Annotated in this window: 16 protein-coding genes; 13 read left to right on the top strand and 3 right to left on the bottom strand. The window is 58.2% G+C overall.

The annotated features are described in order from the left end of the window. Window positions 1-20: 20 nt before the first annotated feature. Genes tssM through vasI form a run of 3 tightly spaced genes read right to left on the bottom strand, consistent with a single transcriptional unit; the run spans window position 21 to window position 5,706 of the window. Window positions 21-3,647 carry a type VI secretion system membrane subunit TssM gene (tssM, locus tag FQ664_RS12490; protein WP_144172180.1) on the bottom strand — a complete coding sequence of 1,209 codons (3,627 nt, stop codon included), beginning with the start codon at window positions 3,645-3,647 and terminating at the stop codon, window positions 21-23. Further along, complete coding sequence (gene tssA, locus FQ664_RS12485; RefSeq protein ID WP_144172179.1) at window positions 3,644-5,110, bottom strand: type VI secretion system protein TssA; 1,467 nt, start codon at window positions 5,108-5,110, stop codon at window positions 3,644-3,646. The genes tssM and tssA overlap by 4 nt, the downstream gene beginning before the upstream one ends. Next, a complete protein-coding gene (vasI, locus tag FQ664_RS12480; protein ID WP_256675933.1) occupies window positions 5,098-5,706 on the bottom strand; it encodes a type VI secretion system-associated protein VasI in 609 nt (202 codons plus the stop codon). The genes tssA and vasI overlap by 13 nt, the downstream gene beginning before the upstream one ends. 348 nt (window positions 5,707-6,054) lie before the next feature. On the opposite strand from vasI, the gene tssB reads away from it, so the two are divergent. From tssB to FQ664_RS12415, 13 genes are all read left to right on the top strand, one after another. Further along, a complete protein-coding gene (tssB, locus tag FQ664_RS12475; protein ID WP_144172177.1) occupies window positions 6,055-6,558 on the top strand; it encodes a type VI secretion system contractile sheath small subunit in 504 nt (167 codons plus the stop codon). Window positions 6,559-6,575: 17 nt separating this feature from the next. Next, window positions 6,576-8,066 (top strand): type VI secretion system contractile sheath large subunit, encoded by a 1,491-nt coding sequence (gene tssC, locus FQ664_RS12470; protein WP_144172176.1) that lies wholly within the window; start codon window positions 6,576-6,578, stop codon window positions 8,064-8,066. Then, window positions 8,063-8,473: a type VI secretion system baseplate subunit TssE gene (tssE, locus tag FQ664_RS12465; RefSeq protein ID WP_144172175.1), complete on the top strand. Its 411-nt coding sequence runs from the start codon at window positions 8,063-8,065 to the stop codon at window positions 8,471-8,473. Before tssC ends, tssE begins: the two co-directional genes overlap by 4 nt. A 3-nt stretch (window positions 8,474-8,476) precedes the next feature. Beyond that, complete coding sequence (gene tssF, locus FQ664_RS12460) at window positions 8,477-10,243, top strand: type VI secretion system baseplate subunit TssF (protein WP_144172174.1); 1,767 nt, start codon at window positions 8,477-8,479, stop codon at window positions 10,241-10,243. Then, a complete protein-coding gene (tssG, locus tag FQ664_RS12455) occupies window positions 10,207-11,223 on the top strand; it encodes a type VI secretion system baseplate subunit TssG (RefSeq protein WP_144172173.1) in 1,017 nt (338 codons plus the stop codon). Before tssF ends, tssG begins: the two co-directional genes overlap by 37 nt. Beyond that, window positions 11,220-11,783 carry an FHA domain-containing protein gene (locus FQ664_RS12450; protein ID WP_144172172.1) on the top strand — a complete coding sequence of 188 codons (564 nt, stop codon included), beginning with the start codon at window positions 11,220-11,222 and terminating at the stop codon, window positions 11,781-11,783. The genes tssG and FQ664_RS12450 overlap by 4 nt, the downstream gene beginning before the upstream one ends. Continuing rightward, window positions 11,780-12,574: a type VI secretion system lipoprotein TssJ gene (gene tssJ / locus FQ664_RS12445; protein WP_144172171.1), complete on the top strand. Its 795-nt coding sequence runs from the start codon at window positions 11,780-11,782 to the stop codon at window positions 12,572-12,574. Before FQ664_RS12450 ends, tssJ begins: the two co-directional genes overlap by 4 nt. A 52-nt stretch (window positions 12,575-12,626) precedes the next feature. Beyond that, window positions 12,627-13,964 (top strand): type VI secretion system baseplate subunit TssK, encoded by a 1,338-nt coding sequence (tssK, locus tag FQ664_RS12440; protein WP_144172170.1) that lies wholly within the window; start codon window positions 12,627-12,629, stop codon window positions 13,962-13,964. Between the two features lies 1 nt (window position 13,965). Further along, the gene (gene icmH, locus FQ664_RS12435) at window positions 13,966-14,832 is read left to right on the top strand and encodes a type IVB secretion system protein IcmH/DotU (protein WP_144172169.1); all 867 of its coding nucleotides are present in this window, start codon (window positions 13,966-13,968) and stop codon (window positions 14,830-14,832) included. Between the two features lie 131 nt (window positions 14,833-14,963). Beyond that, a complete protein-coding gene (locus FQ664_RS12430; RefSeq protein WP_087500852.1) occupies window positions 14,964-15,473 on the top strand; it encodes an Hcp family type VI secretion system effector in 510 nt (169 codons plus the stop codon). Window positions 15,474-15,564: 91 nt separating this feature from the next. Further along, window positions 15,565-17,733: a type VI secretion system Vgr family protein gene (locus FQ664_RS12425; RefSeq protein ID WP_144172168.1), complete on the top strand. Its 2,169-nt coding sequence runs from the start codon at window positions 15,565-15,567 to the stop codon at window positions 17,731-17,733. Next, window positions 17,730-18,662, top strand: coding sequence for a DUF4123 domain-containing protein (locus FQ664_RS12420; RefSeq protein ID WP_144172167.1), 933 nt, complete (start codon window positions 17,730-17,732; stop codon window positions 18,660-18,662). Before FQ664_RS12425 ends, FQ664_RS12420 begins: the two co-directional genes overlap by 4 nt. After that, a partial coding sequence (locus tag FQ664_RS12415; protein ID WP_306109824.1) for a T6SS effector BTH_I2691 family protein occupies window positions 18,655-19,650 on the top strand: 996 nt, incomplete at its 3' end. The genes FQ664_RS12420 and FQ664_RS12415, both read left to right, overlap by 8 nt.

The following is a 19,650-nucleotide window of genomic DNA, read 5'->3' as shown; positions in this document are numbered from 1 at the left end:
ACTTGTGCAGGACCTGATCGTCATAAAAGCGGCTCATCCGACTGTCTCCCCTGCGCCACCTTGGGTGGCTGTTGCAACAAACCTCGTGGCAATCGGAAGCCCTTGAAAGGCTCCTGGGTAATCGGGTTAAAGGCTTTCTCGGCATTCAACCGGTAGCGCATCACCCCGTCACCGGTCCTGAAGCTCAAATCCACACTGGTTGCCGTCCTCCCATTCAGCGAGCCACGGCTGAACAGGCGGAACATCGACCATGGGCCGCGGTACTCCAGGCTGCTGCTATTGCCATTCTGCCTGAGCAAGGTGAGGTTGCTGCGCACTTGCTGCCCTTGGGTATTGGGCCAGACGATACCGGCGATCTGGCTCGGGCCATGAGTGTAGGAAATCAACTGTCCATCCAGATCCAGCAAGCTGGTGCGTTGATTCGCACTCAGCCCCAACGGCTCAATACTAAACTGCACGCTCAGGTTGCCGCGCTGATCGAAGAAGGTTTCGCGGATGCGTTCAGCCAGCTCCAACTGCTCGATCACATCGTCGCGAATCAGCGACTGCCCGTGCTGACCGGACTGCAGGGCTTCGAGGTTTTCCTTCAGGAAGATCTTCAGGTACTGATCATTGAACTGTTGCAGACGCCCCTTTGGTCCGAAGAATGCCTCAAAGTCATCCAGGGAGGCATCGGGCGCCCTCACCACAAACGGGTAGCGCCCTGCCAGGCGCTGCTGGAAGAAACTGTAAACCTCAGCATCCCAGCGGCGCTCCAACTCGCGCAGCGCTTCAACGTTCAGCACTTGCGCAGTCTGATCCGCCACCTTTCGGACTTGGTGATTGACGGGTTCCGGCAAGCCCGTTGCCACTCGTTGCAAGGTACTGATCGGGTCGTGCCCTGTCATTGAGAAGCGCTGATGCACGGCTTGCAGAGCGGCCTTGCCTCGGTCCGGGCTGTCCTGCACTGCCTTGGCGTAGTCATGTACGGCCGCGATGGCGGCGAGGGTCTGATCGTAGTAGCTCGGTTTTTCACCTGCTGCCTGCAACATGGCACTCAGGCCCGAAAATGCCCGCTGGATGGCCGACGCTTGCTGCATCTCGGGCTTGCTGCTTGCAGGTCGAAGCGCTTCTGCCTCGCTCGGTATATCAAGCCCCGCTGGCAATGAAAGCACAGTATTGTCCCTCACCGTATCCAGCAGCCGATGCAGCGGAGCAGCGGGTCCGGTCAACTGCTCCAGGATGCCGACACCATGGTCCAGATCCCGGAAATCAGCCACCGAAAAGGCATTCAAGGCACGCCGCCAGCTATCAATGTAATCGGTGCTGTACAGGCTGCGCAGGCGTTCTGTCAGCACATCACGGTCGGTGTCCGAGTAATCGAGCTGACCTCGCTCGCCCAACGCCCACTGGTCGATCATCGCCATCTCGGCGAACCGCTGGCTACGCGGTTCAAAGTATTCCTTGAAGCCTCTGGCGGTGAGCATAGGCGCAAGCAAGACACCATCACCACCCAGCCTGGAGCCAGAAGCCGACTGATAGACCACATCGAAAGCTGGCCCCACCTGATGACGCAGGTCCAAGCCTGTATGCAGCTGCTCCTGGGCCTGTTGTTTGAGGCTTGCATAAACCCGCTCCGGCAGCGGAACCTTGCGCAAGGTCTGCTGCACTTCGGCAACACGCGGGCGGTACTGTGGCAGATCGGTATCGGCATAGGCCAAGGCGTATTTCAGATGCTGCATGAGGTTGCGCTGCAGTTGCCCCTGGCCCGGGAAAGCCTGTTGCCACTGGCGGGCCATCCAGTCCTCAACCCATCCTGGCCGGCGGTTCTGGCGTTCCTCGAGCATTCGGTACACCCTGAGCGTGGCCATCTGCTGCTCACTGCCTGGGGAAGCCGCGTTCATGGCGTCGATCACGCCACTGGCCAAGGCCGGCAAGAAGCGCTTGGAGAGCAAGCTCAGGTAGGCCTCATCGATCGAGGGGCCAATGGTGCGCCCCTGGTACAGGCCAAATTCAGCAATACCCGGCCAGGCCGCTCGATAATCGCCAAATACCACTACTGCATCACGGATCTGGTCCAGTGGCTCCAGCAAGTTGCGCCCGGTCGGGTCCAGGCGCTGGTCCACTTGGTGATGGCTGTACTCCCGGCTCTTGGCAAGCACGCTGCCTGCCTTGGTGCCGTTGATATCGAAATAGCGCTGCCAGGTGGCGATGACGACACAGAATGCCAGGATACCTACACCGGACCCCATCCATAACAACTGGCGCTTGTTACGTGCCACCCTGAAATTGTCGCCGGCGAGGCCGGCCTCCTGGTAGATGACTCTCCGGAAGGCCTGCTGAATGAAGTAGACCAATGACTTGCCTTGTGCCTTGCCTTCACACAGGGGAAGCTTTGTCTCGTAGGGTTGTGCCGCCTCACGAACGAATGCATTGAGCATGTCACCTTGCTGCACGACCGACGACAGATAGACGCCACGTACCAGTGCAGGTGTGGTGAACCGGTCGCTCGCCAACATTTCACGCAGGAAACCCAGCAATATCGGGCGCAGGCCAACCAGTTGCGCATGCAAGGAGAACAGCCGCGACCGGGGCGCTGCACTGCCCAGCCCGTCAAGTTGGTCAAATACCTGCTCGAACAGGCCCCTGAGCAAGCGACCGTAGCATTCATCGTATTCGTCCAACCAGACGTCGAACGAATCGACCGCATCCAGTTTGAACGTGAACCCCAGCAGATTCTCCCGCCTGGAGGCTGAGAACTTGCTGTAGAGCTGGTCGAAGCCATCCAACAGATCGAATTTGGATAACACCACATACAATGGCAGGCGCGAACCAAGCTGGCTACTCACCTCGTATAGACGCGTGCGCAGGACGTGAGCCAAAGCAATACGTTGCTCAGACGTGCCATGTAACAGCGCCGGCAGGTCGATGACCAGCACCAATCCATTGAGGGCTCTCTGACTTCGATTGCGCAGCAGCCATTCCAGCAGGTGGTTCCACAACTTGGCCGGAGTTCCGGACGGCAGGGAAGATTCAGGGGCTTTTGAGTTCTCGAATAACGAACCTGCCCATGCTTCCTGGCGGATGAAAACACCAGGTGGGTCGATAATCACCGCGTCATTGCTGACCCACCAGCCTACCGGGTAGGCAAGCACTTCAACTTGGTGGCCGCGCGCCTGGGCCCGGTCGATGCGGGTCAGGGAGAAATTCTGGTCGGTACGCTCAACGAAGCTACTCTTGCCGGAATGTTCATCACCCAACACCAGATACCACGGCAACCGGTACAAGGCTCTGCGCCCGCCGGCATTGTCGAGGTATCGTGCAAGCCCCAGGTTCAACGCCTTCTCTTGTGCGTGGACAAACGGTAACGCGCGATCCAGTTCGCCAGCCACTGCCTCCTTGCATTCCGCTTGCAGATGGCGAAAGCGCGTGCTCAATACAATGAGCCCGCAAAGTAGCGGTACCACCACGAGCACCAGGCTCGCCACGATGCGATGAGACACATCGGCTAGCGGTTGTTGCTCACGCCACGTCCATTGCGGCCCGAACCACCAGATGGCGATCAGCATCAACATGACGCCAAGCCCGAGCAGCAACGGCATCGCCAGGCTAATCCGCGTAACCAGAGGCAAGCCCCCGCGTTTGAGTTGTTTCCATAGTGGATTCATGTGGGCTCCGGATCCTTGTTCTGATCTGCCACTGCTGAAAATGTCGCATAGTGCTGGAGCCCTTGGAAAACCTCGGGTTCCCAGGCAGCAGCAGTGGTTTGCTGCATCGTCCGGGCTACTCCGGCACACAATTCCTGGGCCAACCAGGAAACGCCTCGCGTCGTCAGCAAATCGGCGGCGATGAGCGTGGTGTGGGAGCGTTCACGAGGGGAATGGAGATCTGCTTGCATCCCTTGCAGCCTCAAGAGAACCTGCTCTACACCAATACCCTCCAGCTGCGAGGCGAGTTCCTCCCGCAGACTGCGGAACTCTTGAAAGGCAGCGCCTTGGTCAGCCACTCTTTCTCTGCCTTTAAGCCAAGCCAGGCATTGGCCATCGACGAACACCGTGCCATCGCTGAAGCACAGTTGCTGTAACGAAGGAAGGCGCTGTACAAAACGCGCGGTCGTACTGCGAATGGCCTCGCTAACCTCGGTCATCGCCAGCTGTGACGCTACAGTCGCAGCCAGGAAGCTCCCGCGGATCCAATAAGGGGCTGCCGTGATGCTTTTCTCGATTCGATGCAGTAACGCAACATCAATCGAAGTGCCAGTTGCAGCATTTTCGTAAGCAGCGACAACTTCCGGCGGTACCGCTATCAGTCCCGTGCATAGCCGCTGTTTGACGGCAGGTGCGGTCTGGATATGGGCCCATAAGCCGAAGCGACGTAGCTGGTAGCCAACCGGGTCGTAAGGATCCTGTTGATTGATGAGTTCGGCCATATACAACACGGCACGCCGCGTTTCGCGCTCGTTGCCAATTGAAGCCCGGGGCACTGGCCTTGCAATGACGTCAGCCAGTGACGCTGGCTGGCTGCTTGCAATTGGGGAGATGGGCGCAGCAGCGTCGCCAACACCATTGGCAAGGTCCGTGTGTTCACGTAACAGCCGCTCCAGCCCGCTCAGAACAGCCGCATCCAGTTGTGCGGCGTCTTGTTGCTGGATCAAACGCGTCAACGCATCCTGCACGGCCATTGCATGAGCAGGGGTGTACGTGAAACGGTCAAGGCGCGGCAGCGCTTCGATCAACCGATCAAGCACAAGGCCAACTAGCTTGCGCTTGCCCAGGAAGCCTTTGGGCCCCGGTTTTGGATGAGCGGCTTCCCAATAGCGTTCCACCATGCCGGCAAGCAACGCCAAGGTGACGCTCCAGCGCTCCCAACAACCGCTGCGCAGCCACACGACACTCAGGTGTGCGACGATCCGCAAGTGCTTGCACTGCTGGCCCAGATACTGACAAGACGCCTCTTCGATATAGCTCCAGTCGATTGAAGCCTCCTGTAGCCCGCCCAGCTTGACCATCTCCTGGTCAATGGCCTGGTAGGTTTCGTCCTCCATGTCGAACAGGCCAGCCGGTACTGCCGGATCGATCGGCATAAGCAACCGGGTGAGTTGCTCTTCCCCCCACCCAGTTACCAACGACATGTGCTACGCGCCTTGCTGATCAATGGGTCCAGCCCTTGGGCATCGAACACAAGGCCATCAACCTCGGGGTTGTCGCTGAGCAGCCGTATACGTTGAGCCCCGATCAACTTCTTGATCTGCTCGATGGCTGGCAGGCCCCGCCCCGCATCTAGCACCTGGCCGTTCTCCATCACCTGCCAGGGCCTTGCAACCGTGGATCCACGCATGCCCTGCAACTGCACCTTCACCCATCTCGCGTCCAGGGGCCGCGCGCTGATCAACTGCAGCCTGGAGATGCCCTCTACACAGCTGATAGCCAGGTACGGGCGTAGCTCGGCCGATGCAATTGCCGGTGCTGATATCACCAGCCCATGCAATCGCCAATCCCCCTCATCCGTACTTGTGAGGAAGGTCAGGTCATCTGGCCCTCGCGCGGTTTCGTTTGCCATCACTCGTAGCACACTGGGTGCCCCGTGCTCGGGTGCTGACCACTGTCGCTTTATTACATATGCAAGCGTATTCGCTGCTTCATCAAAGCAAGCCAGACGCTCCAAGTTAGACACAATCCGCGGGCAGTCCCGCACTGGGCTCGCCAACGCCGGCGGCAGGCAAAACATCAACGAGAGAACAGTGCCACAGGAATAGCGGGCAATCATCGTGAATCCACTCTCCTTGCAATAGTAAATATGTCCTACGTGATAAATCGTACTTTCCTACAGGATCAGCCAATCACACGAAACAAAGTTAAAAACATCAATCCGAACGAAATCACCCGGAGCCTAGTCCATCGTCGACAGATAACACAAACAAATATTTTCTTACACCTTTTTACTCGACCCCTACCACACTTCAAGTGCATGGTTTTTATGCGCCACCAAAATTGAGCACAGACACACGTTTATTATTAAACACGGACCTGCAGGAAGTTTCCTACACATAAACCGAAACAAACAAGGATATTGGCAATGAGTAAGCCTTCCGGCTCCGTTGCGCCCAAAGAGCGCATCAATATCAAATACGTACCGGCGACCAGTGGCGAACAAGCCGAAGTAGAGCTACCTCACAAGATGCTTGTTTTGGGCGACTTCGGCCTGGATGACAACCGCGCCCTGGAAGACCGTACGATCATGCGCATTGACAAACATACCTTCAACAATGTGCTGAGCGATGCCGAGGTGCGCCTGGACATGTCCGTGCCATCCATGCTCAGCGCAGCCCCGGATGCGGAACTGGCGGTCAATCTGCGGTTCAAGTCGATCAACGACTTCGGGCCCGATTGTATCGCTCGCCAGGTACCGGAGCTGAACAAACTGCTTCAACTGCGCGAGGCGTTAGTCGCCCTGAAAGGCCCGCTGGGCAACGTGCCGACTTTCCGCAAGCAACTGCAACATCTGTTGAACAACGAGCAAGCCCGTAAACAACTCACGAAAGAACTCGACCTGGTGCTCGAGGCGCCAAAAGAAGACTGAGACAACGGAGCGTCCCAATGCCAGAGCCAAGCAATACTACCGTCGCCGCTGAAGCAACTACCGAGACATTGAGCAACACCACCTTGCTCGACAAGATCATGGCAGAAACCAAGTTGGTGCCCGCTCAAGAGGGCTATCAGGTTGCTCGCCAGGGTGTATCTGCGTTCATCGCCGAAATCCTCAAGAGCAATGACCCAGATCAACTGATCAACAAGCATCGCGTCGACCAGATGATTGCAGAGCTGGATCGGGTACTCAGCAAACAGATGGATGCCATTCTTCATCAGCCCGAGTTCCAACAGCTTGAATCCTCGTGGCGTAGCCTCAAACTTCTGGTGGACCGCACAGACTTCCGCGAGAACATAAAGCTTGAGGTGCTGCATGTTTCCAAGGAAGACCTGCTCGATGACTTCGAGAACGCGGCCGACATCACCTGCAGTGGCATTTACAAACACGTCTACACCGCAGGCTACGGCCAATTTGGCGGTGAACCAGTTGCAGCCATGGTCGGCAACTACAACTTCGGCCCCTCCTCTCCGGACATCAAGCTACTGAGCTACATGGCCTCTGTCGGTGCCATGTCGCATGCGCCGTTCCTGACGGCGCCTTCTCCGGAGTTCTTCAACCTCAGCAGCTTTGAGGAATTGCCGAACCTCAAGGAGATCAAGGACATCTTCGCCGGCCCACGGCATGCCAAATGGCGTGCTTTCCGAGAAAGTGAAGATGCCCGTCACACCGCACTGACCGGGCCGCGCTTCATGCTCCGCACCGCCTACCACCACCAGGAGAAATCGATCGAGAGCTTCAACTACGACGAAGACATCGCCGGCCGGCATGACAACTACTTGTGGGGCAACTCCGCCTTCCTGCTTGCCAGCTGCATCAACGAAAGCTTTGCCCGCTACCGCTGGTGCCCGAACATAATCGGCCCGCAGTCAGGCGGTGCTGTCGAAGATCTGCCGGTGCATCTGTACGAATCCCTGGGTCAGATGCAGGCCAAAATCCCTACCGAAGTGCTGATTTCCGACCGAAAAGAGTTCGAACTGGCCGAAGAGGGCTTCATCGCCCTGACCATGCGCAAGGACAGCGACAACGCCGCTTTCTTCTCGGCCAATTCGGTACAGAAACCGAAGAACTTCCCCAAGACACCCGAAGGCCTGCAGGCCCAGACCAACTACAAGCTCGGCACTCAATTGCCCTACCTGTTCATCGTCAACCGGCTGGCCCACTACATCAAGGTGCTGCAGCGCGAGCAGATCGGCAGCTGGAAAGAACGGCGCGACCTTGAGTGCGAGCTCAACAAATGGATCAAGCAGTATGTCGCCGATCAGGAGAACCCTTCTGCCGATGTACGCAGCCGCCGGCCGCTACGAGCTGCCAGCGTTGAAGTTTCAGACGTTGCCGGTGATCCAGGCTGGTACCAGGTCTCGCTCGCCGTGCGCCCGCACTTCAAATACATGGGTGCGAACTTCGAAATCTCCTTGGTCGGGCGGCTCGACACGCAATGAGCGGTTTTTTTGATCGTTTGATGGCGGATCAGTCTGCCAATCGGGAGCCATCTCGGCAGGAGAACGCTTCCCACAAGTTCGCCGCCATCAAGCGCCATCTCGAAACACTGCTCAACGCCCGCCAAGGTTGCTCACAGAGCAGCCCTGAGCTGGGCCTGCGCGACTTCAACGGGCACGACACGAGCAGCGGCGATCTGCTTGAGCAAGTGAGCGTTGATATTCGCCGCACCATCCGGCGCTTTGAACCACGCATACAGGTGCATGCGCTCAAAGCAGTGCCCGATTGTTACGCCCCGCTGGAGTTGCATTTCAGGCTGGACTGCCAGGTGCAGGTCAATGACCACACGGAGCAGTTGCAACTGGAGCTGCTGGTCAACGGGCACAACCGCTATACCCGAGTGAGGTGACCCATGTCACTGAAAGACCGATTCAACGAAGAACTGCGCTACCTGCATGAATTGGGAAACGACTTCGCCAAGGACAATCCACAGCTGGCTCGACTGCTTGGCAACGGCGGTAGCGACCCCGATGTCGAACGCCTGATGGAAGCCTTTGCGTTCCTGACGGCCAAGCTACGACTGAAGCTGGAAGACGACCTGCCAGAGCTGACGCACCCTATGCTGCAGTTGCTGTGGCCCAACTACCTTCGGCCGCTGCCCAGTGTAACGATCATCCAGTTCACACCACGCAAGCAATCGCTCAGCCAGTCTCAACAGATCCCCAAGGGTTCAAGGTTGTTCTCAAAACCCGTGGACGGTGTCGCCTGTGAATTTCGCACCTGCACAGCAGTAACCATTCATCCGTTCGAAATCGACGCGGTAGGCGCAACCCAGGCCCTCGACAGCTCCGTGGTTCACATCGATCTTCAAACCCTGGTCGAGCGGCCATTGAATACCTTGGGCTGTGCCAGCCTCGACTTCCACCTCAGCGGTGATCACCGCACCGCACGCACGCTCTATTTATGGATCTCTCAATACCTCGAACATGTCAGCGTGACCATCAATGGCGAGGTTCGCCGATTGCCGGCCAGCAGCATCGCCTTTCCGGGTTTCAACCCTGACGAAGCCCTGCTGCCCTATCCGCAGAACGTCTTCGACGGCTACCGGATCCTGCAGGAGTACTTCATCTTCCCACAACGCTTTCACTTCTTCGCTGTGACCGGACTGGAAAGCCTGTGGCCCGCAGAGCAAAGCGCCAAGGTAGGTATCAAGCTGCACTTCACCCGCCAGCTTCCCGACTCGCTGCGTGTCGGCAAGGCAGACTTCAGGCTGTTTTGCACACCTGCAGTCAACCTGTTCAAGCACAGCGCCGAACCCATCGACCTGTCCAGCGACGTCGCTCAGGTCGAGCTGAAGCCTAAAGGCGCAGAGCGCTACGCTTACGAGATCTTCAGCATCGATGAGGTGATCAGTACCCGCACCACGACTGATGGCAGCACCGGCGAACACCTGAGGACCTTCCGCCCCTTCGAGTCGTTTGCCCATGAAATCGAACATGTACAAGGGCGCACGGCGTTGTACTACCGCTACCAGCTCGCAGAATCCCTGCGCGGCGATGGCGTCACGCATTGCATCGCTTTCGTGCGCGCCGATGCCAACGCTTACATTGGCGAGCTGGAAACGGCGTCCATCGACCTGACCTGCACCAATCGCGACCTGCCACTGGCGTTGGGCATCGATGACATCAACGTGCTCACCGAGATCACGCCGCCCCTGGCTACCTACACCAACATCTGCGCACCCACCCGCCCTTACAGGCCGGTGCTGGATGGCCAGATGCAGTGGGCCTTGATCTCCAACATGTCGCTCAACTACCTGTCGCTGCTCTCGGTCGCCCCACTGAAAGCGGTCATTCGCGCCTATGACTTCGCCGCGTTGCACGACATCCAGCAAACACGCACCACCCGCAAGCGCCTCGATGGCATCCGTGATGTGCACACAAAACCCTTGGATTGGCTTATCAAGGGGCAACCCATTCGTGGCCTGCACACCCGGCTGAAGCTGGACCAGGCCGCCTTCCTCTGCGAAGGCGATTTGTACCTGTTCAGTTGCGTGCTCGCGCATTTCTTCGCGCTGTACGCCAGCATCAATTCCTTCCATCAACTGGAAGTAATCAACACCACCAATAACGAGCACTACACATGGCCAATCCAGACCGGCAAACAACCGCTGATCTAGCCGACAAGCTGCTCGCCGAAGCGCACCAGTACAACTTCTTCCAGTTGCTGGAGCGCTTGCACGGGCTGCATGGTGATGACCTTGAACCACGCTGGCCTAGCGAGGCCACCCGGTTACGTGTGCGCCTTGCCAGCGACCCGCGGCTGACCTTCCCAGTTTCGGACGTATACAAAGCCGAACGGATGCCCGGCGAGGAACAGCGCTATTGCGTGTGCGCCACCTTCATGGGTTTGCACGGTACTGACTCGCCTTTGCCCACCTATTACCTGGAGCAGGTGGCATACGAGCATGCACAGGGTATTGGTGTGCGACCGGCTTTCTTCGATTTCTTCAACCACTACCTGCTCAGCCTGCTGCATCGCATCTGGCGTAAATATCGCTACTACATCCGCTTTCAGCCGGGAGCCACCGATGGGTTCTCACAGTACATCTTTGCACTGCTTGGTTTGAACGACAAACAGCTGCGAGGGGACACGGCACTGCCATGGAGCCGGCTACTCAGTTTTGCCGGCGTCATTGCCAGCCGCAGCCGTGCACCGGGAACCGTGGCCGGCATCATTGCCCACTGTTTCGACCTCAAGCATGTGCAGATCCGCGAGTTCGAAACCCGCTCGGTCCCCACTACGGCCAAACAGCTTGTAAGCCTCGGGCGCAGCAATGGCGAGCTGGGCAGCACGTTCATGGTCGGCAGCCGCACGCGCACCCGTAGCAGCAAGTTCACCATCGTGATCAGCGAACTGCAACAAGCGCAATTGCGCGACTTGCTCCCCAGCGGCATCAACTTCGGCCGGTTGCGCGCGCTAATCGACTTTCTGCTGCGTGATGGCTTGGCCTACGACCTGGAACTGCGCCTGAAGCAAAACGCGCTGTCGTCATTCTGCCTGCACCGCAGCCGAGGCGCCTATCTGGGCTGGACCAGCTTTGTCGATGACCGCCACGGCCAGATCAGCCCCGTCGTCCGGTTCCGGGGGCGCTCATGAATACATTGACCTTGAACATCACCAATCTCGACCAATTGCAGCACACCGTCACCGCGCGGCATCGGTTCGATTGCACGGGCGGCACCATCGGCAGCAAGGCAGCCACCTGGCTGATCAATGACCGTGACCAGACCGTTGCACCAATTCACTGCGAAATCCGCTGGATCGAGGGCAGCTTCTGTGTGATCGATCACTGTAATCGCACCTATCTGAACGACAGCATCGCCAGCCTGGGAGAGACAACTGCGAGACGGCTTGTTGAAGGTGATCAGCTTCGTGTCGGCGCCTATCGGCTGTTGGTTCAGTACTCACAAACCGATGCGCGCTCACTTGAGGATCTGTTCAACCCGGGCCATAGGGTACTCGACCAGCTGATCGCCGAAATGCCGACCGGGACTTGGCAACCAATGCCTCCAGCCGCCCGGGCTACCACTGAGATCTGCTCGGTCTTCGAGCTGGGCGTGGGGAATGATCCCTTGGCGGCATTGGATGCAGTGACAGTTATGGGGTTATCGCACGAAACCCCACTGCAGCGCCTGATTGCAGGAGGACACTCATGACGCGACATCCGCTCGCAGTCACCCTGTTGGTCATGTTGATTGGGCTTTCAGGCTGCACGTTCCTGAGCAGAGTGAGCCAAGTGGTCATGGACCCCTCGCTGCCCATTGGTCCGCCCAAGGATCACCCAACCGAGGTCGCGTTCAGCATCAATGCCAGCCCTACCCTCAACGGCAACCCGAACAGCCTCGATATCGCAACTGAACATGAGAGCGTCCTGGAGCCCAGCCCCTACGCCGTGAGCCTGAGTGCAGGAGACCCCTACGTACTGACCGAAAAAGTCGGAACGTTGTTCGAATATCTCCAGGAGCAATTCCCCGCTGTCTCGCCGGTCGTCATGGACGAGGACGAAAGCAATGACCTGGCTTATTCGCCACTGGAGGAAAGCACACCCGGCAGTTACGACGACCCGACAGTGGTGCTTACCTTGCCGCGCACTACAACCCTGGCCACAGAGCCGGTCGCTACGCCCATTGCCATCAAGATCCTGCAGCTAAGCGACGACTCTCTGCTACGCAACAGCGTGTATCAACTGCTGGACAAGGACCCGGCCAAGGTCCTGCGCAGCACCTACATCCGTGATGACGATTACCTGCTGCGCCCTGGCCAGTTCAAGTTCGTCCCCTTTGCGCCCATCGAGCCCGAGACCCGCTTCGTAGCGGTAATCGGCGACTACCGAAGCCAGGAAAACGCAACCTGGCGCCAAGTGCTGCGCATTCCTCCACGCGGACACCAGATCATTCTGTCGGTGTTGGTCAACGACACGCAGATCCTGCTCAAGGAAGAAGACTGATGGCGCTACCAGTCCTGCCCTTTTCACTTACTCACGCTGACATGGAGCGTACATGAGTTCACGTAATCCCGTCCTTTGGCCTGAGGGCCTGTTCGTCAAACCACAGCATTTCCAGCAGGCGGCCCGGGCTAGCGAAGCGGCCTTGCATCAACGCCTTGGTAGCCTCAATGCAGCCTTTTACGGTTTCAGCGAACTTCAGCTGAATGACGAGTACCTCACCCTGGGCAAAATCGCCATTACCCGGGCCCGGGGCATCATGCCAGACGGCACGGTGTTCGATATCCCCGCGGATCTTCCACCACCACCGCCGCTGGAAATCGAAGATGACGCTTCGAAGGACAGCGAAGTGTATCTATGCCTGCCCCTGCGCACCGATGGTGGCCGTGAAGTGAGCTGGCCCGACAATGCCACCGACTCCCGCTACATCGCCCAGGCACAGGAAATCAAGGATACCCATAGCGCTGACGGCGACCTGGTGCAGGTCGACCTGGCCGTCCCCAACCTGCAGCTCAAACGCAAGGCCGAAGACAGCAGCGCCTACACCCGCCTGGCCTTGGCACGCATTCTGGAACGCCGCCCCGATGGCAGCCTGCAGCTGGATGAAGCGTTCTACCCCACCTGCGTGGCAGTGCGGGCAATACCGGCGCTGCAACGTTTTCTTGAAGAAATTACCAACACCATGCGCGAACGAGGACGCAACCTCGCAGCACGCATTGGCGGAGCAGGCCAGTCTGGCATCGCCGATATTCGCGACTTCAATCTGCTGCAAGCCATGAACCGCTGGTGGCCATGCTTCCAGCACCTGGCCAGGCAAGCCCAGACACACCCCGAACAGCTCTACCTGAGCATGAGCCAGGCCTGTGGCGAATTCGTGACCTTTACCGACGAAAATCGGCTGCCACAGGAATACCCCGCCTATCACCACACAGCGCTGCGCACCTCGTTCAAGCCGCTGGAAGACACGCTACGCCGAGCGCTAAGTACTGTCCTGCAACCGCGCGCCGTGTCGCTACCACTGAAGACACTGGACTATGGCGTGATGACGATCACCCTGGAGGACCGCCAGCTGATCGATGAAGCCGACTTCATCCTTGCGGTGCGCGCGCACCTGCCTCCTCAGGTGCTGCGCCAGATGTTCGTGCAGAAAGCCAAAGTTACTTCACTCGAATCACTGAACGAGTTGGTGCCATTGCAACTACCAGGCATTCCGTTGACCCCATTACCGGTGGCGCCTCGCGACCTGCCTTTTCACGCTGGCTTCAGCTATTTCGAACTGGATCGACGGGACCCGGCGTGGGTATGCATGAAGACCGCGAACGGCTTCGGTATCCACATTGCAGGGGACTTCCCTGGGCTTGAGCTGCAATTTTGGGCAATCAGGAGCGAATAAGATGGCAGAAAAATGCATTGCATCCGATGCCAAAAATGTCGAAGGCGCGCGGTTGCACTCGAAGCTCAAGACGCCATTGCCCAGTGACCCACCCACTTCGACAACGTCTGAAGCCCCCGAGCAGATGCCAAAACCAGAGCCCGTTCATGAAGGCTACCCGGCTGATCCAGACTTCCAGCTACGGGGCGGCTACGACAATTTGATGCTGGATGCTGCTGCACCGCTGTTCGGCCTGGTCATACGCCTGCGCACACTGGATGAATTGCCAAACATCAAAGATGTACACCAGAAAGTGCGCGAGCAGATCGAGAACATTCAGGAAGAAATACGCCAACACGGCTACGAGCCCGCTCAAGCGCTGGCGTATTCGTACGCTCTGTGTCTGTACATCGATGAAGCGGTGATGGAAAGGCCCTGGGGCAAGAACAGCTGCTGGAGCCAGGAACCACTGCTCAGCATCTTCCACGACGAGACCTGGGGTGGGGAGAAATTTTTTACGTTGCTGTCCCGCCTGATGCAGGAGCCTGCTCGCTACCAGGACGTACTGGAGTTCATGTACTTCGCGTTGAGCCTTGGCCTGAGGGGTAAGTACGCCATTGCGCCAAAGGGCGAAGAAACGCTGAACGCACTCATCCATCAACTTCACGGGATGCTCCGTGAACTGCGCGGGCCTACCCCGGAAGAAGTGTGTGACCCCTACACCAATGTGGCTCCCCGAAACTTCCGTATGAACCGGCAATTGCCGTGGTGGAGCCCTTTGGTGATTTCCATCCTTGCCATGGCCGTGGCTTACGGAATCTATAGCTATCGCCTACACCTCATTACCACCGAGGTGCTGGAATCACTCAACGGAATTCTACAGCAGTAAGTAGCTGAAATTCGGCACCACTGATTTCAACGAATTGGCGAGGTCCCCGCCTCGTTACCAAGTCCATCGTTTCCGATGGCCACGCCTGTATAAACAAGGGCGTGTACACCTACTGAAACTGGGAGTACATCATGGCATCACCAGCCTATTTAAAAATCAACGGCAAGGTACAGGGCAACATCAGTGAAGGCGCCAGCACTTCCGAGTCGATTGGTAATATTTATCAATCGGAGTTCGCAGATGAGATCATGGTGCAAAAAATCGAACACGAGATAAACACCCCAATCGACCCACAGAACGGCCAGCCCTCGGGAAAACGCGTTCACGGCCCTTACAAAGTCACCTTCACAACCAACAAATCAAAGCCATTGCTGCTGGAATCGATCTGCAAGGCAGAGTTGCTCCCAGAAGTTGTAATCACGCAATACAGAGCAACCAGCGAAGATCCAAATGAACTGTATTACAGAACCACCCTTACGGACGCGACCATCATCAAACTGAGAACCGAGCAGCCCCACGCACAAGAAGATACACCGACGCCCCGACACCAAGAGGTTGAAGTCTGGTTCTCCTACCGGAAAATCACAGAATGCCATGAGGTCTGCGGCACCGAAGGATCCGATGACTGGCAAAAGACTTGAAACACCAGCACTCCTCTGAGGTATCGAGTGTTCCGGGCAGCTTGCTGTCTGGACACCCTTAAAACTATCAGACGGCAGACAAGGAATTCTTATGCCTAGCCAATCTGACCTGCATTACAGCTTCCGACCTCTCGCTAGCCGATTAGAGTTCGAGGTGGTTTCCTTTACACTCAAGGAAGGTATTAGCACTAATTTCCAATTAGAGTTGGAATTGATCAGCCATGAAAACGATTTAGACTTCGGTCAATTGCTCGACAAACCTGCACTGTTCACCATCTCCCGTGCAAACTGCCCTTTGCGACATGTCCATGGTCTAATCAGCACGTTCAACCAAGGCGATAGTGGCCCTCATCGCACACGCTATAGCGCGGTAGTCGAACCGCAACTGGCGCGCGCCAGCCTGCGCTCGAACTGGCGTATTTTCCAGCACAAGACCGTTCCGCAAATTCTTGAATTGATGCTCAAGCGCCAAGGCATCGCACAGTACGAACTGCGGGCAAGCATGGACCACCAGATTCGCGAATTCTGCGTTCAGGCCGGCGAGACCGACCTTGAGTTCATTGCTCGCCTGGCTGCTGAAGAAGGCTTCGTCTACCGCTTCGAGCACAGTGAAAAACTCCACAAACTGATCATCACTGACCGGCTGCAATCGCTCGGCGTGATCAGCCATGGGGTCAAAAAGGCCAAGGATGAAGACGAGAGTTTTCTCGAAGTGGACGGGCTGCTCGATCCCAATACAGTCCTCTATCAAGCCAATAGCGGTGGCGCCCAGGCGAAACCCTGCCTGCGGCGCTTGCGCTACAGCGAGCAGGTGCGCACGGCACGTCAGGTTCAGCGCGACTACACCTTCACCAACCCGGCCTATCGCCAGGAACACAGAGCCGCCGGCCCCTTCCTGGAACATCAGTCCAGCGAGTACGAACGCTTCGATTACCCTGGCCGCTACAAGCGCGATGCCGTTGGCAAACCGTTCACTGAAAACCGCATCAGCGCTTTGCGACACGATGTACGTGTGGCTGAAGTCGGGGGTGATGATGTACGCCTGCAGCCCGGCCTCGGTTTTACACTTGCAGGCCACCCACGCGCTGATTTCAACGTGCATTGGCGAGTGACTACGGTCACTCATGAAGGCAGCCAGTTCACCAGCCTGCAAGAAGAAGCCGCCGGCGTCGACCAGAGCACACGCTACGAGCAGATCGCACAGCTCGTCCCCGGCAGAACGGAGTGGCGCCCTGCTCCGCTGAATAAACCTCGTGTCGATGGGCCGCACATGGCGACCGTCGTAGGCCCGCGCGGTGAAGAGATCTATTGCGATGAATGGGGCAGAGTCAAGGTCAGCTTCCCTTGGGACCGTGAAAGCCAGGACAACGAATTCAGCTCCTGCTGGGTGCGGGTATCCCAAGGCTGGGCCGGAGGCAGTTGGGGCTCGATGGCTATTCCACGTATTGGTCAGGACGTGATCATCCAGTACGTCAATGGCGACCCCGACCAGCCAATGATCACCGGGCGCACCTACTGCGGTGATCAGTTGCCGCCCTACGACCTGCCCCGACACAAAACACGTATGACGATCAAAAGCCAGACGCATAAGGGCGAAGGCTTCAACGAACTGCGTTTTGAAGATGAACTGGGCCAGGAAGAGATCTTCATCCACGCACAGAAAGACCAGAACATTGTGGTCAGGCACGATGAGACGACGCAGGTCGGCAATGACCGCAAGGAACAGGTCAATAACGACGAATCGATTCTGATTGGCCGTGACCGCACTGAAACGGTTGGCAATGATGAGCGTGTCACTATTGGGCATGACGCCGCTCTCGACATCGGTCGAAACCAGACAATCAAGATAGCCAAGGATCGTATTGAAGCCATCGGCAATCACCGCCACGACCAGATCGCAGCCAATCACCACACCAGTATCGGCGGCAACCTCGAGCAGCAGGTCGAGGGGCACGCCGAGCTTGAAGCCCGGGGCGAAATCCGCAGACGTACCCGCCGCTACGAGCTTCGCACAGCAGAAGCTGTGATTATCCAGGGCCCTGGGGGCTCCATTCAGATTGATGAGACAGGCATCACCCTGGACAGCCCGACAATACGCATCAACGGCCAGATGCTGAAATCGGCAGATGGGCTAAGCAACCTGTTTTCCATCAGCGGTGCGCCGGTAAATGGCACCCCCCTGGATCGTCAGTGCGGGCGCCGCCCCGATGGTTCCTGCCCGTTGCCCGACTGCCGCTGCATCAGAGGGCCAGGTCGATGAAAACAGCACCCTCAAACACACTGCCAAGCGTGCATTTCGGAAACAATGCGCGCTTTCTGCTGCTCATGACCATTGTGCTCGAGCACTCGGCCTACCGGCCAATATCCCAGATACTCCCGAATGGCGAGCTGGTCCCGGCCTATGCCCCTTCGGTACTTGAACTTATCAATGAAGTCAGCCGCCATACCCAGCATGCGTGGCTGTGGCGAGGTAGTGCGGTGGATGACCGCCATGACTTTGGCCCGTTGCTGGTAAACGTGTCAGACGCGCCCGAACTGCTTGCCCATGCAATATCCACCTGGATGCCCATTGGCGGTGCCATCGCACTGAATGCCGATATTGGCTTTGCCGAGCTGGCAGACCATTTCTCCAGCCTTGTACAAATCACGCTTCCGGATCAGGGGCTGGCCAATTTCCAGTTCAAGCCAGACCACCTTGCAGCCTGGCTGGATGCGCTGGATGACGACCATCGGACTACCTGGCTTGGGCCTGTGTGTTCGCTGGCCTGGCGAGTCAACTGGGGGCCGGCTCACGAGTGGAAAACACTTGAACGCAGCCCGACCACTGCCCGTTGTTTTTCGCAAGCCCCACTCTCCCTGCGCAAACATGAACTTGAGCGGCTGCAAGCAGGCATGCATGAGCACTTCGTGCTCACGTTGGCACACGAAGTGTCAGCCCTGCCACAACACGACCGCCACACACTGGCCGACATCAGGCACTGGATTGAAAGCCTGCTGCCGCAACTGAAAGCCCTCAACTTTCGCGACGAGGAAGTCGCCGGGCAGTTCATCAGGCTGATCGCCAGGCACATGTGGCTCATGAGCAACGATGAGGCCGGGAAGATCTACACCAACCTCGAGGAGTCACCCCAGAGCCGCCTCCGCGAACTGCACGCATTGATCGAAAGCAAGGAGCCCGTCCATGACTGACGCCTCCGTCAGCAGCGCTACCTCCGGCCCGGCCTGCAGCGCACGCATCCCCATCCTGCCGGTGCGCTACGCCATCGTGCCGCGCACCGGCGCTATNACCTCCGGCCCGGCCTGCAGCGCACGCATCCCCATCCTGCCGGTGCGCTACGCCATCGTGCCGCGCACCGGCGCTATGCCCGCCTGCCGCTATGCCGATGCGGGCTTCAACCTCGAACAAGGCTTCGGGCCGCTGCAACACTCTGCCTACACCCTGCGCGCGCTGCGCCCGGGCTATGTCTATGTATTCATGCAAGGCCCACTGGGCCAGAAACTGGTCATTCACGAGTACGTCGGCGCGGGCCTTTACAAGGAACTGTGCTATCGAGGGCTGGACGACTACCACCGGCGTGACCGCTACCTGGCCAGCCGCACCCTGGGCTGGGTGTGGGCCGATACCTGCCCCGATACCGCCAGGGAAGTGTGGATCGGCTACAGCCCGCACCTGTGGACCAACGCCATGACTGCCCGTATCAGCGGTTCGCCAGCTCTGCGCCAACGGCACATGCGCCAGCTGGACATGGCCGAACTGATAGCCGGCAGCCAGGCACCCTCAACCCAGCCCCATGTCTTGCCGGTCAGCGCCCTGCAAACCTGGGTCGAAGACTTCAAGCCAACCGAGCGGCGCATGCCCCTGACCTGGAGCAGCGACCCGATCAGCGAAACCTTGCCCATCGGCAACCTCGTTGCCATCGGCCGGCGCTACCCCTACACCCAGCCGAAGGTACCGGTAGTGGTGGCGCTCGCCGATGCCGAAGGCATGGCCCTGGACCTGAGCCTGACGGTGTCTGCCTACCAGCATCAACTGCGCGACCTGATGCCTGCCGAGCAGCTGGAACACCTGAAACCTGCACAAGGGCCCGAGCAGGAACGCGTACCGGCGTGCTACCGGCTGGATGCCGAGCAGCTAAGCGTGCAAAGCCGCGATTTCCACCACCGCAACCTGGTGGCC

It is taken from the genome of Pseudomonas persica, assembly GCF_900291015.1.
Classification (GTDB): Bacteria; Pseudomonadota; Gammaproteobacteria; order Pseudomonadales; family Pseudomonadaceae; genus Aquipseudomonas.
The sequence above is the reverse complement of the archived record's forward strand: the minus strand, read 5'-3'. Positions and strand labels throughout refer to the sequence as shown.

Excerpts from the sequence above, each read along its gene's own strand:
- tssA (WP_144172179.1), bottom strand. The coding sequence starts at position 5,110 with ATGTCGTTGGTAACTGGGTGGGGGGAAGAGCAACTCACCCGGTTGCTT.
- tssE (WP_144172175.1), top strand. The coding sequence starts at position 8,063 with ATGAGCGGTTTTTTTGATCGTTTGATGGCGGATCAGTCTGCCAATCGG.
- FQ664_RS12425 (WP_144172168.1), top strand. The coding sequence starts at position 15,565 with ATGCCTAGCCAATCTGACCTGCATTACAGCTTCCGACCTCTCGCTAGC.
- FQ664_RS12450 (WP_144172172.1), top strand. The coding sequence starts at position 11,220 with ATGAATACATTGACCTTGAACATCACCAATCTCGACCAATTGCAGCAC.
- FQ664_RS12420 (WP_144172167.1), top strand. The coding sequence starts at position 17,730 with ATGAAAACAGCACCCTCAAACACACTGCCAAGCGTGCATTTCGGAAAC.
- tssK (WP_144172170.1), top strand. The coding sequence starts at position 12,627 with ATGAGTTCACGTAATCCCGTCCTTTGGCCTGAGGGCCTGTTCGTCAAA.
- icmH (WP_144172169.1), top strand. The coding sequence starts at position 13,966 with ATGGCAGAAAAATGCATTGCATCCGATGCCAAAAATGTCGAAGGCGCG.
- tssB (WP_144172177.1), top strand. The coding sequence starts at position 6,055 with ATGAGTAAGCCTTCCGGCTCCGTTGCGCCCAAAGAGCGCATCAATATC.
- tssM (WP_144172180.1), bottom strand. The coding sequence starts at position 3,647 with ATGAATCCACTATGGAAACAACTCAAACGCGGGGGCTTGCCTCTGGTT.
- vasI (WP_256675933.1), bottom strand. The coding sequence starts at position 5,706 with ATGTTTTGCCTGCCGCCGGCGTTGGCGAGCCCAGTGCGGGACTGCCCG.
- tssJ (WP_144172171.1), top strand. The coding sequence starts at position 11,780 with ATGACGCGACATCCGCTCGCAGTCACCCTGTTGGTCATGTTGATTGGG.
- tssG (WP_144172173.1), top strand. The coding sequence starts at position 10,207 with ATGGCCAATCCAGACCGGCAAACAACCGCTGATCTAGCCGACAAGCTG.
- tssF (WP_144172174.1), top strand. The coding sequence starts at position 8,477 with ATGTCACTGAAAGACCGATTCAACGAAGAACTGCGCTACCTGCATGAA.
- tssC (WP_144172176.1), top strand. The coding sequence starts at position 6,576 with ATGCCAGAGCCAAGCAATACTACCGTCGCCGCTGAAGCAACTACCGAG.
- FQ664_RS12430 (WP_087500852.1), top strand. The coding sequence starts at position 14,964 with ATGGCATCACCAGCCTATTTAAAAATCAACGGCAAGGTACAGGGCAAC.